12 protein-coding genes and 1 pseudogene are annotated in these 14,551 nt (G+C 67.5%); 4 read left to right on the top strand and 9 right to left on the bottom strand.

What is annotated here, in order from left to right:
- Positions 1-508: 508 nt before the first annotated feature.
- Positions 509-1,465: an aldo/keto reductase gene (locus tag AC10QF_RS04220; RefSeq protein WP_053496774.1), complete on the bottom strand. Its 957-nt coding sequence runs from the start codon at positions 1,463-1,465 to the stop codon at positions 509-511.
- A gap of 169 nt (positions 1,466-1,634) precedes the next feature.
- On the opposite strand from AC10QF_RS04220, the gene AC10QF_RS04215 reads away from it, so the two are divergent.
- Together AC10QF_RS04215 and AC10QF_RS04210 are read left to right on the top strand one after the other, a co-directional pair.
- Positions 1,635-2,492, top strand: coding sequence for a class I SAM-dependent methyltransferase (locus tag AC10QF_RS04215; protein ID WP_069138836.1), 858 nt, complete (start codon positions 1,635-1,637; stop codon positions 2,490-2,492).
- 122 nt (positions 2,493-2,614) lie between these two features.
- Positions 2,615-3,154, top strand: coding sequence for a pseudouridine synthase (locus tag AC10QF_RS04210; protein WP_111175991.1), 540 nt, complete (start codon positions 2,615-2,617; stop codon positions 3,152-3,154).
- Between the two features lie 94 nt (positions 3,155-3,248).
- Here the strand turns inward: AC10QF_RS04210 and AC10QF_RS04205 are convergent, their stop codons facing one another.
- Positions 3,249-3,623, bottom strand: a complete 375-nt coding sequence (locus AC10QF_RS04205) for a hypothetical protein (RefSeq protein WP_111175989.1) — start codon at positions 3,621-3,623, stop codon at positions 3,249-3,251.
- Between the two features lie 210 nt (positions 3,624-3,833).
- Positions 3,834-6,338 carry an ATP-dependent helicase HrpB gene (gene hrpB, locus AC10QF_RS04200; RefSeq protein ID WP_494541799.1) on the bottom strand — a complete coding sequence of 835 codons (2,505 nt, stop codon included), beginning with the start codon at positions 6,336-6,338 and terminating at the stop codon, positions 3,834-3,836.
- Between the two features lie 67 nt (positions 6,339-6,405).
- On the opposite strand from hrpB, the gene AC10QF_RS04195 reads away from it, so the two are divergent.
- Positions 6,406-7,203, top strand: a complete 798-nt coding sequence (locus AC10QF_RS04195; RefSeq protein ID WP_076739713.1) for a TatD family hydrolase — start codon at positions 6,406-6,408, stop codon at positions 7,201-7,203.
- A 56-nt stretch (positions 7,204-7,259) separates the two neighbouring features.
- On the opposite strand, the gene AC10QF_RS04190 is transcribed toward AC10QF_RS04195, so the two are convergent.
- From AC10QF_RS04190 to AC10QF_RS04175, 4 genes are all read right to left on the bottom strand, one after another.
- Positions 7,260-8,144, bottom strand: coding sequence for an NAD-dependent epimerase/dehydratase family protein (locus AC10QF_RS04190; RefSeq protein ID WP_111175985.1), 885 nt, complete (start codon positions 8,142-8,144; stop codon positions 7,260-7,262).
- Positions 8,141-9,079 (bottom strand): 2-dehydropantoate 2-reductase, encoded by a 939-nt coding sequence (gene panE / locus AC10QF_RS04185; RefSeq protein WP_005420228.1) that lies wholly within the window; start codon positions 9,077-9,079, stop codon positions 8,141-8,143. Before panE ends, AC10QF_RS04190 begins: the two co-directional genes overlap by 4 nt.
- Before the next feature lie 159 nt (positions 9,080-9,238).
- Positions 9,239-10,030 carry an ABC transporter permease gene (locus AC10QF_RS04180; RefSeq protein ID WP_005420226.1) on the bottom strand — a complete coding sequence of 264 codons (792 nt, stop codon included), beginning with the start codon at positions 10,028-10,030 and terminating at the stop codon, positions 9,239-9,241.
- Entirely contained in the window at positions 10,027-10,995 is a 969-nt protein-coding gene (locus tag AC10QF_RS04175) for an ABC transporter ATP-binding protein (protein ID WP_069138829.1), read from the bottom strand. The genes AC10QF_RS04180 and AC10QF_RS04175 overlap by 4 nt, the downstream gene beginning before the upstream one ends.
- An 84-nt stretch (positions 10,996-11,079) precedes the next feature.
- Between AC10QF_RS04175 and AC10QF_RS04170 the strand changes: the two genes are divergently transcribed.
- Entirely contained in the window at positions 11,080-11,829 is a 750-nt protein-coding gene (locus AC10QF_RS04170) for a ferredoxin--NADP reductase (protein WP_080104359.1), read from the top strand.
- Between the two features lie 115 nt (positions 11,830-11,944).
- Here the strand turns inward: AC10QF_RS04170 and AC10QF_RS04165 are convergent, their stop codons facing one another.
- A complete protein-coding gene (locus AC10QF_RS04165) occupies positions 11,945-13,102 on the bottom strand; it encodes a lytic polysaccharide monooxygenase (RefSeq protein ID WP_111175983.1) in 1,158 nt (385 codons plus the stop codon).
- A gap of 178 nt (positions 13,103-13,280) precedes the next feature.
- Positions 13,281-14,470, bottom strand: a pseudogene (locus tag AC10QF_RS04160) (lytic polysaccharide monooxygenase).
- Positions 14,471-14,551 lie beyond the last annotated feature (81 nt).

The following is a 14,551-nucleotide window of genomic DNA, read 5'->3' as shown; positions in this document are numbered from 1 at the left end:
CCGTTGGTAGTCGAGGGTGCAGGCCACCGACATTATCGACGAGCGATAATGTTTGGGTGCGATGCAGATAATGTCCAGGCGTTGCCATGCACGCGGAGAAAATCCTCCGGCACGGCAGAAAAACCTGGATCAGTGAGCGGCGGGTTGCCGCGGGGGGTGCAGTTCTGGCATCGCGGGTCCTTGTGCCGACGCAAACGAAAACGCCCCCGGGACTTGCGTTCCGAGGGCGTCGTCAGGCCTCGGAGATCGGGGTGGCCGATCTCCGCAGGGCGGGTATCAGGCCGTTGTCAGCTGGTCTTCCTTGCCGAACGCGCGCGCCGGCCGGTCCATGCGCAGGCATGGCAGCAGTTTGGCGATGGCGACGGAATGCGCGTTCAAGGGAAGTTTCCAGTGGGTGTTGAAACGAGGTGCGCACGATAAACCACGATTTAGTCGCGTGCAACCATTTTGTTGAATTATTTTCTTCGATGTACGTGTCATGCCGGCCAGCGGCCGGCACAACCGGGTCTCATGATTCGGCGCTGGCGGCATCCAGCTGCGCGACATCCTGCACGCTCAGCGATACGTTGGCTGCGGCCAGCAGGTCGTGCAGCTGTTCGACGCTGGTAGCGCTGACGATCGGCGCGGTGATCGACGGCCGCGCGATCTGCCAGGCCAGTGCGATCTGCGCGGCGCTGGCGCTGTGCTTGCTGGCTACGTCATCCAGCGCTTGCAGGATGCGCAGGCCGCGCGGGTTCAGATAGCGCTTCACTACCGTCTCGCCACGTGCCGGACTCTTGGCCGCATCGGCCGGCGTGCGGTACTTGCCGCTGAGGAAGCCACTGGCCAGCGCGTAGTAGCCGATCACGCCGATCTGCTCGCGCTGCACCAGCGGTTCCAGTTCCTTTTCGTAGCCGGCGCGGTCGTACAGGTTGTACTCCGGCTGCAGGGTTTCGTAACGCGGCAACTTGTAGTCGGTGGACACCTTCAGCGCATCGGCCAGGCGCGTGGCGCTGTAGTTGGAAGCACCGATCGCACGCACCTTGCCGGCCTCGATCAGGCGGCCGAACGCGGCCAGCGTGGCTTCCAGCGGCGTCGACTCGTCATCCTCGTGGGCCTGGTACAGATCGATCACGTCGGTCTGCAGCCGGCGCAGCGAATCCTCGACCGCCGCATTGATGTTGTCCGGGGTCAGGCCGGGGCGTTCGGCCCACTTGGCCACCTTGGTCGCCAGCACCACCTTGTCGCGCTTGCCGCTGCGGGCGAACCACTTGCCGATCAGCGTTTCCGATTCCCCGCCCGAATTGCCCGGCACCCAGGCCGAGTAAACGTCGGCGGTGTCGACCAGGTTGAAGCCGGCATCGACGAAGGCATCGAGCAGGGCGAAGCTGGCCTTCTCATCGGCGCTCCAGCCGAACACGTTGCCACCGAAGGCGAGCGGACGTACATGCAGGCCGGAACGGCCCAGTTCGCGGGTTGCCGTCATGGGCACGGACTCCTTGGGGGAAGTGTTCCAGAATAGAACGCGATGTGTGACCGTGCTGCGGCGACGACCACAAAACAGTGTTCCGCGACGCGCACGCCGCTAACGTTTTGTGAACACCTGGGACGCTGCGACTGCTAGTCTCGCCGCATCTTCCGCTGGAGTCGTCCCGATGATGCCTGCTTCGTCCCTGCGTGGTTGCCGCCTGCTGCTCGCTTCGGCCCTGCTTGCTGCTGTTCCCGCGTTCGCCGCACCGGCCACGGTGGCACCGGCGAAGATCGAGGTCTTGCCGGCCATCGACGCGGCGGTGAAGGCGTCCACCCGCGATGCCAACAACGTCAAGCGCGATGGCTTCCGCCATCCGGCGCAGACGCTGTCGTTCTTCAAGGTGGCACCGGAAAAGACCGTCATCGAGATCACCCCCGGCAACGGCTGGTACTCGGAGATCCTGGCGCCGCTGCTGCATGACAAGGGCCACTATGTGGCTGCCGTGGTCGATCCGATGGCGGTGCCCGAGGGTCGCGGCCGCGACTACCAGCAGCGCAGCCGCGACAGCCTGGAAAAGAAGTACGCCGGTGCACCCGCGCAGTTCGGCAGGACCGCCGTGGTCGCCTACGATCCGGCCAAGCCGGTGTTCGGCCCGGCCAACTCAGCCGACGTGGTGCTGACCTTCCGCAACGTGCACAACTGGCGCAAGGCCGGCCAGGCGCAGGGCATGTTCCAGGGCTTCTTCAACGTGCTCAAGCCGGGTGGCGTGCTGGGTGTGGTCGAGCATCGCGCCGAGGCCGACGTGGCCGACGACGATGACACCGGCTATGTTGGCCAGCAGCAGGTGATCGCAATGGCCGAGGCCGCCGGCTTCAAGCTGGACGCGCGCAGCGAGGTCAACGCCAACCCGCGCGACACCAAGGACCACCCCAATGGCGTGTGGACGCTGCCGCCGACCAACCAGCACGACAAGGCCGATGATGCGAAGTACCAGGCGATCGGCGAAAGCGACCGCATGACCCTGCGTTTCATCAAGCCGTAAGGGCACGTCGCATGCCGTGCGCGTGTTGACGTGGTGGGGCCGGGCCCTTGCTCGGCTCCACAGGGACGTGGTGCGTGGCGCGGCGTGGGACAATGTCTTACCCGCCGCCCGCCGTGCCTGCAATGCTGATCGCCTTCAACAAGCCCTTCAACGTGCTCTGCCAGTTCACCGACCGCAGCGTGCCGCCGCGGCCGACCCTGGCCGGGTTCGGCCTGCCGCCGCGCGTGTATGCCGCCGGCCGCCTGGACCATGACAGCGAGGGCCTGCTGCTGCTGACCGACAACGGCACGCTGGCGCACAAGCTCACCGACCCCAGGCGCAAGGCCGACAAGACCTACTGGGTGCAGGTGGAAGGCACGCCCGGTGACGAGCAGCTGCAACAGCTGCGCGATGGCGTTGTGCTCAACGATGGACCGACCCTGCCGGCGAAGATCGAGCGCCTCGACCCGGCGCCGACGCTGTGGACGCGCGATCCGCCGGTACGTTTCCGCAAGACCGTGCCGGACAGCTGGCTGGCGATCACGATCCGCGAGGGCCGCAACCGCCAGGTGCGGCGGATGACTGCAGCGGTGAACCTGCCGACGTTGCGGCTGGTGCGGGTGTCGATGGGACCGTACCGGCTGGAGGACCTGCAGCCCGGGCAGTGGCGGCAGATCGGTTGAAACAGAAAGGGCCGGAGGCCTTGCGGCGTCCGGCCCTCATGCAGTGCCTTGCGGTCAGAGCCCTTCCCGCGGAAGGGATCCGACCCTGGCAGATTCACGCGTCGCTGCCGATATCGCTGTGCTCGTCCACGACGGTGTCGTTGCGGCGGTCACGCGCGCTGATGCGCTGCGCCTGCCCATTCACCACGTGGCCATTGGCGACCTTCTTCTTCTGCTGCTTGCGGTACAGCGCATAGCCGAGCAGGCCAACACCCACCGCAGCAGCGGCCACGGCCACGGCCGGATTGCGGCGCACGAACTTGGTCGCGGCCTTGCCGCCGGTCTTCACTGCGCCGATGGCGGCGCCGGTCTTGATCCAGTCCGCATTGCGCAGGCTGCCACCGGCGCTCTTCAGGCCATCGCCGGCGGTGTGGGCCAGCTCCAGGGCGCGCTCCAGGGCGCGGTCGGTGATTACGGTCAGCTTGCTCATGCGGGGGTCCTTTGCCTCGGGTCGAAGTCCAGTGTCGCGCGTTGCCCGTAAACGGTATGTCAGCCGGGGACGCACGTGGCGTGACTCTACCGCAGCCATTCAGGATCAGGCAGGGTGGGGCGGATCCCTTTCTTTTGGGAAAGGGCTCTGACCCCGGCGCGGTGTATGGGGTCAGAGCCCACTGCGATGCAATGGGATCCGACCCCGCCCTCAGGTTCCGCGCGGCTTTGCCCGGTGCGTGGCCGTGGCTGTCCACGGATCATCCGGCCATGGATGGCGCGGGTAACGGCCCTTCATTTCCTTTTTCACTTCGGCGTAGGTGTTTTCCCAGAAGTTGCGCAGGTCCTGGGTGACCTGCAGCGGGCGGCCGCCGGGGGAGAGCAGGTGCAGGGTCAGCGGCACGCGGCCATCGGCGATGCGCGGCGTGTCGGCCAGGCCGAACAGTTCCTGCAGTTTCACCGCCAGCACCGGCGGCAGCGGATCACCACTCTCGCTGTCCAACGCGTAGGTGATCGGCCGCTCCAGCCCGGACGGCACGGTGATGCGGGTCGGCGCATTGCGCTCGACCAGCTGCCGTTGTGACCATTCCAGCGGCGACTTCAGTGCCTCGCCGAAACTGGCCTCATCCAGCGCGTCCAGGCGGCTCTTGCCGGCGAACGCGGGTTGCAGCCACTGCGTGAGGTTGGCCAGCAGGGCCGCGTCGCTGCAGTCGGGCAGGCCGAGCTCCGGCATCCAGCGCCGCAGTGACTCGACGCGCGCCTGCCACTGGCGCAGGCCTTCGGTCCACGGCAAGGCCTGCAGGCCGAGTTCGGCTACCGCATCGGTCAGTGCCTGCGCGGCGTGCTGCGGATCGACCCGGCCGGCCGAGCGGCTGTCCAGCACGATGCGGTCGAAACGGGTCTCGCGCAGTGCCACCAGGGCGCGTCGCTCGCTGTCCCAGCGCACTACGTCTTCGGTGACGAAGCGATCCGGCCACGCCTTGCGCAGCCGATCCTCGTCCACCGGTGCGGCACGCAGCAGCAGTGCATCGCGCGCCTCGAAGCGCAGTTCGCTGGCCACCAGCCACGGCTCACCGCGCAGGTCGCTCAGCTCGTGCAGGCGCGCGCTGCGGCCATTGGCCAGCAGGTAGCGCAGAGGATCGCTGGGATGCTGGAAGCCAATCCGGTCAGGGAAGGCATGAGCGAGCAGGTCGCCCAGCTCATGGGCCTCGATGCTGGCCGGCGGCGTGGCTTCGCAGCGCAGGCGGCGACGCCACTGCTTGGCGGCGGCATCGATCGCGGCCAGCCCGCTGCGGTTGGCATCGCCCGGTGTGCGGCCATTGCGGAACGCGGCCAGTGCGCGCCAGCGGGCCGCCAGCGCGTCGCCGCCCTGGCGCAACGGGTCGCGCGCCTCCAGCAGCGCGGCCAGGTCGGCAGCCAGCGCCTGGGCGCGGGCATCGGGCGCTGCCAGCAGCATCGCCGCCATCCGTGGATGCGTGCCCAGCGCCAGCACACGCCGGCCCAGTTCGGTGATCGCGCCACTGCTGGACAGGGCGCCGAGCCGCTGCAGCAGTTCGCGCGCGGCACCCATCGGGCCGGCCGGTGGCGGATCGAGGAAGCGCAGATCGCTGCTGCCCCAGGCCGCCAGTTCCAGTGCCAGTCCGGCCAGTTCCACCTGGTCGATTTCGGCGCGGCGCTGCGGTTCCAGCCGCTGCGACTGTGGCCACAGCCGCCAGGCCACGCCCTCGGCGACGCGGCCGGCGCGGCCCGCGCGCTGGTCGGCCGATGCCTGCGCGATGGCCATCACGTCCAGCCGGGTGAACCCACTGTTGGGGTCGTAGCGCGGTTCGCGTGCCTGGCCGCTGTCGATCACCACGCGCACGCCGGGCAACGTCACCGACGACTCGGCGACGTTGGTCGCCAGCACCACGCGCCGGCGGCCATCGCTGGCCACCTGAAGTACGCGCGCCTGTTGTTCCACGGGCAGTTCACCGTGCAGCGCCAGGACTTCGACATCGCCATTTAGCGATTCCTGCAGGCCCGCCTGCACCCGCGCGATCTCGCGCTGGCCGGGCAGGAACACCAGCAGGTCACCGGGGTGCTCGGCCAGGGCCTGCTGCACCGCGCGGCGCACTTGCAGTTCCAGCGCCTCATCGCGGCGCGCCGGGAAATGGCTGATCGCCACCGGGTAGCTGCGGCCCTCGCTGCTCAGCCGCGGCGCATCGAGAAAACGTGCCAGCCGCTCGCCGTCCAGCGTGGCCGACATCACCACCAGGCGCAGGTCATCGCGCAGCTGCGCCTGCACATCCAGCGCCAGCGCCAGGCCGAGGTCGCCGCTGAGATGGCGCTCGTGGAACTCGTCGAACAGGATCGCACCGACCTCTTCCAGCATCGGGTCGTCCTGCAGCATGCGGGTCAGGATGCCTTCGGTGACGACCTCGATGCGCGTGCGCGCCGAAACCTTGTTTTCGAAGCGGATGCGGTAGCCGACCGTGCCACCGACCTCCTCGCCCAGCTGCCGCGCCATGAACAGCGCGGCGCTGCGGGCGGCGACCCGCCGTGGTTCCAGCAGGATGATCTTGCGGCCCTGCAGCCACGGTGCGTCGAGCAGTGCCAGTGGCACCTGGGTGGTCTTGCCGGCACCGGGCGGGGCCTCCAGCACCAGTCGCTGCTGCGCGGCCAGGTGTTGCTGGATCTGCGGCAGCAGCGGGGAAATCGGGAAGAGCGGGGCGTTCATGTGCAAAGGATAAGGGGGCACGGCGGGCGCAGGTACAATGCGCGGGCACTTTTCCCCCGCGATGACCATGCTCCTGATCGATATCGGCGCCAACCTGACCCACGACTCCTTCGACCGCGACCGCGATGCCGTGCTGGACCGCGCGCGCCAGGCCGGCGTGGTGCAGATGGTCATCACCGGCGCCAGCCGCGAGCACTCGCCGTTGGCGTTGCAGCTGGCCCAGCAGCACCCCGGCTTCCTGTACGCCACCGCCGGCGTGCACCCGCACCACGCGGTGGAATACACCGAGGAATGCGATGCCGAGATGCGCGCGCTGCACGCGCATCCGGAAGTGGTGGCGGTGGGGGAGTGCGGGCTGGACTACTTCCGTGACTTCTCGCCGCGCCCGGCGCAGCACCGCGCGTTCGAGCGCCAGCTGCAGCTGGCTGCGGACAATGGCAAGCCGCTGTTCCTGCACCAGCGTGATGCGCATGCCGACTTCATGGCACAGATGAAGAACTTCGAAGGTCGCATCGGCCCGGCGGTGGTGCATTGCTTCACCGGCGAACGCGATGAGCTGTTCGATTACCTGGACCAGGACTGGTACATCGGCATCACCGGTTGGCTGTGCGACGAACGCCGTGGCGCGCACCTGCGCGAACTGGTGAAGAGCATCCCGGCCAACCGCCTGATGATCGAGACCGACGCGCCGTACCTGCTGCCGCGCACGTTGAAGCCGATGCCGAAGGACCGGCGCAACGAGCCGATGTTCCTGTCGCACATCGTGGAAGAGCTGGCACGTGACCGTGGCGAGGACGTTGCGGTGACCGCGGCCAATGCCACGGCGGCCGCCCGCGCGTTCTTCCGCCTGCCCGACGCGGGTTGATGGTAGTGCCGGCCGCTGGCCGGCAGCACATCTTGATTGCCGGCCAGCGGCCGGCACTACCGGAGCAGGTCGCGCAGGCCCTCACGGTAGCTGGGGAACCTCGGCTCCCAGCCCAATGCTTCACGCGTGCCACGGCTGTCGATGCGCTTGTTGCTCTCGTAGAAGCGCCGCAGCGTCGGGCTCAGTGCCGGGTCATCCCAGGCCACGGCGGGCGGCAGCGCAAACCCGCCCAGCTTCGCGGCGAAGGCCAGCACATCCTGCGGCGGTGCAGGCTCGTCGTCGCTGGGCAGGTAGAGACCCTGCCGGGCAGGTCGCCGCATTGCGGCGATGATGACGGTTGCCAGGTCATCCACGTGCAGTCGGTTGAACACCTGGCCCGGGCGAACCACGTGGCGCGCACGCCCCTGCGCCAACTGCACCAGCGCATTGCGACCCGGCCCGTACAGGCCGGGCAGGCGGAACACCGCCGAGGCGATGCTGCGTTGTCCGGCCAGTGCACGCCACTGGGCTTCCGCGAGCAGGCGCTGCACACCAGCCGCTTCAGTGGCGTCGGCCGCGCTGCGCTCGTCGATCCAACCGCCGGCGCGGTCGGCATACACCGAGGTCGACGACAGATAGCCGACCCAGCGCAATGCCGGGCTGGCCTGCAGCGCGGGCAGCAGCAGGCGCAGTGCCGGGTCGCCCTCCGCGTCGGGCGGCACGCTGCACAGCACGGCATCGGCCTGCGCGATCTCATCGAGCAGGGCAGGCGACGGTGGCGTGTCGGCGTGCAGCTGATGCCGTGGCAGGCCATCGTCCGGCGCGAACGAGGGATCGCGCACCGTGCCGGCCACGCCTACGCCATGCGCCTGCAGCTGCGCGGCCAGCACGCGTCCGCTCCAGCCCAGCCCGAGAACCAGTACCCGCGCGGGCAATGGGCTGGCCTGCAAGGCGGGACTCACGCGACCCGCAGTGCCTGGTAGGCCTGCAGGCTGCTGTAGGCAACCTGCAGCAGCAGGGCTTCCTGATCAGCCCTGCGCGCACGCACCAGCATGTCGCCAACAATCTGTTCGGCCTCCACCTGCTGGCCGGCCTCCAGATCACGCAGCATCGAGGCCTTCAACGCCGAGCCGGCCTGGGTCAGCGTGCCGCGCGCAGTGTCCTGCGCTGCCTCCGGAACCGGTTCACCGGCGGCTTCGGCGACGGCCAGGCACTCGTCGTAAAGGCCACGTACGATCGCCTCGCCATCATCGGTGGCGACGATGGTGCCGATATCCGCACGCAGCAGGCAGGTGGCTGCGGCCAGCGCGGTCAGGAAGGTGTACTTGATCCACTGTTCCTGGCCGATGCGCTCGCTGGCCAGGTGATCAAGGTTGGCCTTCGCGCAGACCGCAGCGAAGGCGCGCACGCGCGCGGAGATCGCGCCGCCGTCGCGCTCGCCGAAGGTGAGCTTGGCCGGCTTGCCCAGATGCAGCACCGCGCCATCGGGCGCCTTGGTGGCGCTGATGAAGCACAGGCCGCCGAGCACGGCGTCGCGGCCAAAGCGCAGATCCAGTGCGTTGTAGTGGTGCAGGCCGTTGAGGATCGGCAGCACGGTGGTGTTCGCGCCGACTGCCGGGGCGATGGCATCGATCGAACTGTCCAGGTCGTAGGCCTTGCAGCTGAGGATGACCAGGTCGAAGGGCTTCTGCGCGGCCAGTGCGGGCAGTGCATCAGCAGTGACGTGCTGAACCGGGAAACGCGCATCACCCAGTGGGCTGCGGATGACCAGGCCATCATGGTCCAGCTGCGCGGCGCGCGCGGGGCGCACGAGGAAGGTCACGTCCACGCCGGCCTGGGCCAGGCGGCCACCGAAGTAACCGCCGGTACCGCCGGCGCCGAGGATCAGGATGCGCATTGCACGTTCACCGTTTTCTGGGGGGAATCAGAACTGCGATTGTGCCGGAGATTGCTGGCGAAAAAGAGCCGAGCATAGGCTCGGCTCTACAGGCTGCTGCATCCACGCATGGCGTGGATCTGGTGTTGCCGGCCAGCGGCCGGCACTACCACGCAGGTCTCAGCTGCGCATGCCCACGCCACGGCGCAGCAGCCACAGGGCCAGCGCCGTCAGCACCACCACGAAACCGATCATCAGGCCGTAGGCCACCGGCAGCGGCACATCGCTGCTGCCCAGCAGGCCATAGCGGAACGCATTGACCATGTAGAAGATCGGGTTCGCGTGCGTGGCCGCTTCGGCCCAGCCCGGCAGCAGCTTCACCGAATAGAACACGCCACCCAGGTAGGTCAGCGGGGTCAGGATGAAGGTCGGCACGATCGCCACGTCATCGAATTTCTTTGCGTACACCGCATTGATGAAGCCGGCCAGCGAGAAGATCGTCGCGCCGAGGATCACCGTGGTCAGCATCACGATCGGATGCGGGATTCGCACCGGGGTGAAGAACATGGCGATGATCAGCACGATCACGCCGACCATCAGGCCGCGCAGCACGGCACCGGCCACGTAGCCCCACAGGATCACCCAGTTCGGCATCGGGCTGACCAGCAGTTCTTCGACGTGGCGGCCGAACTTGGCACCGAAGAACGAGGAACTGATGTTGCCGTAGCTGTTCTGGATCACGCTCATCATCACCAGGCCCGGCACGATGAACTGCATGTAGGTGTAGCCGCCCATGTCACCCACGCGCGACCCGATCAGGTTGCCGAAGATCAGGAAGTACAGGGTCATGGTGATCGCCGGCGGCACCAGGGTCTGGCCCCAGATGCGCATGATGCGGGCGACTTCGCGGCGCACGATGGTCATCAGCGCGATGCGGTTGCGCTGGCCGTCGGTCAGCTCGGTGGTGCTCATGCAGGCTTCTCCATGTTGCCGGTGAGGCGCACGAACAGCTCCTCCAGGCGGTTGCTCTTGGTACGCATCGAACGCACGCGGATGCCGGACGCGTTCAGCGTAGCGAACACGCGGTTGAGGTCCATCGCGCGTGGCATGTCGATGTCCAGCGTGTGCGGGTCCGGCGCGGTCAGCGTCGCGCCCTCGATCACCGGCAGCTGCGCCGGCAGGTCACCGTCGATGTCCAGCAGGAAGCCTTCCACGTCCAGCTTGGCCAGCAGGGTGCGCATCGGCCCCTGCTCGACGATCTGGCCATGGTTGATGATCGCCAGGTGGCGGCACAGGTACTCGGCTTCTTCCAGGTAGTGCGTGGTGAGGATGATCGTGGTGCCGGCAGCGTTGATCTCCTTCAGCACGCGCCACATGTCGCGGCGGATCTCGATGTCCACGCCGGCGGTCGGCTCATCCAGGATCAGCAGGCGCGGGCGGGTCATCATCGCGCGGGCGATCATCAGCCGGCGCTTCATGCCGCCGGACAGCGTGCGGCTCATCACCTGGGCCTTTTCCCACAGGTGCGCGCGCTTCAGCTCTTCCTCGGCGCGCTGCTCGGCTTCCTCGCGCGGCACGCCGTAGAACCCGGCGTAGTTCACCAGGATGTCGAAGGGCTTTTCGAACAGGTTGAAATTGATCTCCTGCGGCACCAGCCCGATCAGGCGCATGGTGGCGCTGCGGTTGCGCACCAGGTCGCTGCCGAACACCTCCACCTGGCCCTCGCTGAGGTTGACCAGGGAGCTGATGATGCCGATCAGGGTCGACTTGCCCGCCCCGTTGGGGCCGAGCAGGGCGAAGAAGTCGCCCGGGGCCACTTCCAGGGAAACGCCCTTCAGGGCCTGGGTGCCGTTGTCATAAGTCTTGCGCAGGTCGCGCACGCGCAGGGCGGGCGCCGTATCGTTCTGGGATGCCAAGCTCGAAGCCTTCGCGCCCATGGGCTGGCGCTGGAGAGGGGCGGGGAGGGGCTATTATAGAAGACCCCGAGGGCTTGCCCCGGCTACACACTGTCCCGAAAAGTCGTGCCTGTTCAATTCCCCCTCAAGCTGGTCGGCTGCCGCATGCTGGCCCCGACCGTCGGCCACTACCAGTTCGTGCGTGACGATGGGCAGCCGCTGGATTTCCAGCCCGGCCAGTTCATCCAGGTCCATTTCAGCTACGCCGACGGCACCGAAACCAAGCGCAGCTACTCGCTGGCGACCATCCACGATCATGCGCTGGGCCCGGGCGAGGCGGTGGACATCGCGGTCAGTTTCGTGCCCGGTGGCGCCGCCACGGCCCTGTTCGAGGCGCTGGAGCAGGGCAGCCAGATCAGTGCGTCCGGCCCCTATGGCCGGTTCTGCCTGAATCCCGGTGACCACAACGCCCGTTACCTGCTGATCGCCACCGGTACCGGCGTTACCCCGTACCGCTCCATGCTGCCGCTGCTGGAGAAGGCCATGGCCGAACGCGGCGTGCAGATCGTGCTGCTGCAGGGCGCGCGCAGCCCGGGCGAGCTGCTGTACAGCGAAGATTTCTACAGCTTCGCCGAAAAGCACCCGAACTTCCGCTATGTTCCGTGCCTGTCGCGCGAACTGCCGACCGAACCGCACCCGGATGTACAGCACGGCTACGTGCAGCAGGCGCTGGCCGGTTTCACGCCGGACCCGGCCACCGACATCGCCTACCTGTGCGGCAACCCGGACATGGTCGATGCCTGCGCCGAGCTGCTGAAGGCGGCCGGCCTGGGCAACCCGCAGATCCGCCGCGAGAAGTACGTCAGCAGCAAGTAGGCCCGGGTGGTGCCGGCCGTTGGCCGGCAACCCCATGAACCCCGGTAGTGCCGGCCGCTGGCCGGCAACCCCCCGCAAACCGGAGGCGGCACCACGCCGCCCCCGGTGCCCGGCCTCAGTACGCGATCCAGGCGTCACGCCAGGCAGAGCCGGTGCCCGGGCGGTAGGGTTCGGCATTGACGTTGCACCACGCGCCCTCCGGGAACGGGCGGCAGGCGTAGAGTTTGCCGTCGGCGCCCTTGACCACGGTTTCGCCCGGCGTGTAGCTGCCGATACCGTCCGGATACACGAAGTCATAGTCGCCCGGTGGCGGATCGACCGGATCCGGCAGCTGCGTGTCGAGCTGGAAGCGATGGCCCGGCTTCAGGTAGACGCGGTTCTCGGTGGCCGAGGCGATGGGAGTGATGATTCCGTTCTTCAGCACGCCCACCCGGGCATGCTGGGCAGAAGCGTTGACCCTGTGGCCCAGCGCCAGCGGCCATTGCGTGGCGGAGGTCTGCCCGGTGGCGAGGGTGATCTTCGGGCTTTCCAGGTCATTGCCGTTGGCGTTGAACACGCGCAGGGTCAGGGTGGTACCGGTCTCCAGGTCACCGCGCGCGGTGATGGCCCCAGCGTCCTCCCACTCTGGTGGCGGGATGATGTCACCGCCTTCGAAACGTACGTCAGCACAGGTATAGAACGCTTCCTTCGAATCCGAGCGTTGCCAGGTGTTGTAGATGATGTGCTGGCCAGTACGCTTGGGCAGTGGGCAATCCAGCCGGTAGATGCCGTTGGCGTCCTCGTCCACGTGACCCAGCGAGCAGAACTGCTCCAGATCGTCCCAACGCAGCGGGCTGCCCGGTTGCCAGCCTTCGCGGGTTACATAGAAGACCCAGTCTCGGGTCTTGTGCGGAGCCGATGCGAGGTACTCGAAGGTGTAGCGGCCGCGGGCATCGGCGCGGATCGGGCTGGTCGACCAGTCCGTGCGATTGAGGTCCATGCCGCGGTACTTTGCATTGCCGCCGCTGCACAGTTCGCCATCAGGCACGACCTGGCGATGGTTGCCGTCAGCCTCGGCCTGGCTGATGGCGGCCCAGTCGTAGAAGGGCTGCGCGCCACCGATGGCCTTGGCTGCCGCACAGGCCGCATTGGTCGGATTCTCGGGGTTGGCCTGACGGCAGGCGTAGATGCGGCTGATTGGCTTGGAGAGGGTGCCGTGGGCCTGGGCCTCCTGTGAGGCGAAGAGAGCTGCGCACAGGGAGGCAGCAACTGCTGCAAGTAGGTGGGCTTGCATCGAAGACGTCCTTTGACGCGTGGAAGACCCGCCGAGTTTCCACGCAGCAAAGAGCGTCCTCCATTCAACGGTTCCTAAAAAAACGAGGTTGGGAACCCATCGCCTTTTTCCATGCGACCTCCATCGCAAGAAACGTCATGCAGGAGGGGTGGCACCGAAGTGCCACCCCCCGTCGAGTTCAGTACGCGACCCAGGCATCACGCCAGGCATAGCCGGTGCCCGGGCGATAGGCATCGGCATTGATGTTGCACCACGCGCCTTCCGGGAACGGGCGGCAGGCGTACAGCTTGCCGTCGGTGCCCTTTACCACGGTCTGGCCGGCGTGTAGCTGCCGAGGCCGGCCGGATACACGAAGTCGAAATCGCCACCCGGCGGATCGACCGGATCAACCGGGCCCGGCACCTGGGTTTCCAGCTGGAAGCGATTGCCCGGCTTCAGGTACACGCGGTTTTCGGTGGCCGATGCGACCGGCGTGATCACGCCGCTCTTCATCACACCGACGCGGGCGTGCTGCGCACTGGCATTGACCTTGCGGGCCAGCGCCAACGGCCACTGTGCGGGAGCGGTCTGGCCGGCCGCCAGCGTGGTCTCCACGCGCGCCAGGTCATTGCCGTTGGCATTGAACACACGCAGGGTCACGGTGCTGTCCACGTCCAGTGCACCGTTGGCGGTCACGGCGCCGGCATCCTGCCACTGCGGCGGCGGAACCACGCCATCGCCGCCTTCGAAGCGCACGTCCATGCAGGTATAGAACGCCTCCTGCGAATCCGAGCGCTGCCAGGTGTTGTAGATGATGTGCTGGCCACTGCGCTTGGGCAGCGGGCAGTCCAGCTTGTAGACACCGCCTTCGGACAGCGGCGTGTTGCCCAGCGTGCAGAATTCCTGCAGGTCGGCCCAGCGCAGCGGGCTGCCCGGCTGCCAGCCATCGCGGGTGACGTAGAACTTCCATTCGCGAGTGGCGTGCGGCGCCGGCGCGCGGAACTCGAAGGTGTAACGGCCACGGGCGTCGGCGCGGATCGGCGTGGTCGGCCAGTCCGTGCGGTTCAGGTCGAGCCCGCGGTACTTGGGAATGCTGGCACTGCACAGTTCGCCGTCGCGCACCAGTTCGCGATGGTTGCCATTGGCATTGCCGTGGGCAATCGCGCTCCAGTCGTAGAACGGCTGCGAACCACCGATGGCCTTGGCGGCGGCGCAGGCCGGGTTGGTCGGGTTTTCCGGATTGCCCTCGTGGCACTGCTTCACGCGGCTGAGCGGCTTGGTCATGGTGCCGTGGGCGAAGGCGCTGCCGGACAGGGCCAGGCCGGCAACGACGGACAGAGCGAGGACTGCCCATGCAGAGACTCCTTTGCGAGGTGTGGGAAACCTCATGGAGTCTTCACATGCAGACGCGCCGTCAACATCGGACAAGTTTGAATTTGATGGCTGTCGTGCCTGATCTGCAGCACACTG

The sequence above is a fragment of the Stenotrophomonas maltophilia complex sp. Om-AH-Sm3 genome, assembly GCF_059337855.1.
The sequence above is the reverse complement of the archived record's forward strand: the minus strand, read 5'-3'. Positions and strand labels throughout refer to the sequence as shown.

Coding starts and splice junctions, on each gene's coding strand:
- AC10QF_RS04220 (WP_053496774.1), bottom strand. CDS start 1,465: ATGACGGCAACCCGCGAACTGGGCCGTTCCGGCCTGCATGTACGTCCG.
- AC10QF_RS04215 (WP_069138836.1), top strand. CDS start 1,635: ATGATGCCTGCTTCGTCCCTGCGTGGTTGCCGCCTGCTGCTCGCTTCG.
- AC10QF_RS04210 (WP_111175991.1), top strand. CDS start 2,615: ATGCTGATCGCCTTCAACAAGCCCTTCAACGTGCTCTGCCAGTTCACC.
- AC10QF_RS04205 (WP_111175989.1), bottom strand. CDS start 3,623: ATGAGCAAGCTGACCGTAATCACCGACCGCGCCCTGGAGCGCGCCCTG.
- hrpB (WP_494541799.1), bottom strand. CDS start 6,338: ATGAACGCCCCGCTCTTCCCGATTTCCCCGCTGCTGCCGCAGATCCAG.
- AC10QF_RS04195 (WP_076739713.1), top strand. CDS start 6,406: ATGCTCCTGATCGATATCGGCGCCAACCTGACCCACGACTCCTTCGAC.
- panE (WP_005420228.1), bottom strand. CDS start 9,079: ATGCGCATCCTGATCCTCGGCGCCGGCGGTACCGGCGGTTACTTCGGT.
- AC10QF_RS04180 (WP_005420226.1), bottom strand. CDS start 10,030: ATGAGCACCACCGAGCTGACCGACGGCCAGCGCAACCGCATCGCGCTG.
- AC10QF_RS04175 (WP_069138829.1), bottom strand. CDS start 10,995: ATGGGCGCGAAGGCTTCGAGCTTGGCATCCCAGAACGATACGGCGCCC.
- AC10QF_RS04165 (WP_111175983.1), bottom strand. CDS start 13,102: ATGCAAGCCCACCTACTTGCAGCAGTTGCTGCCTCCCTGTGCGCAGCT.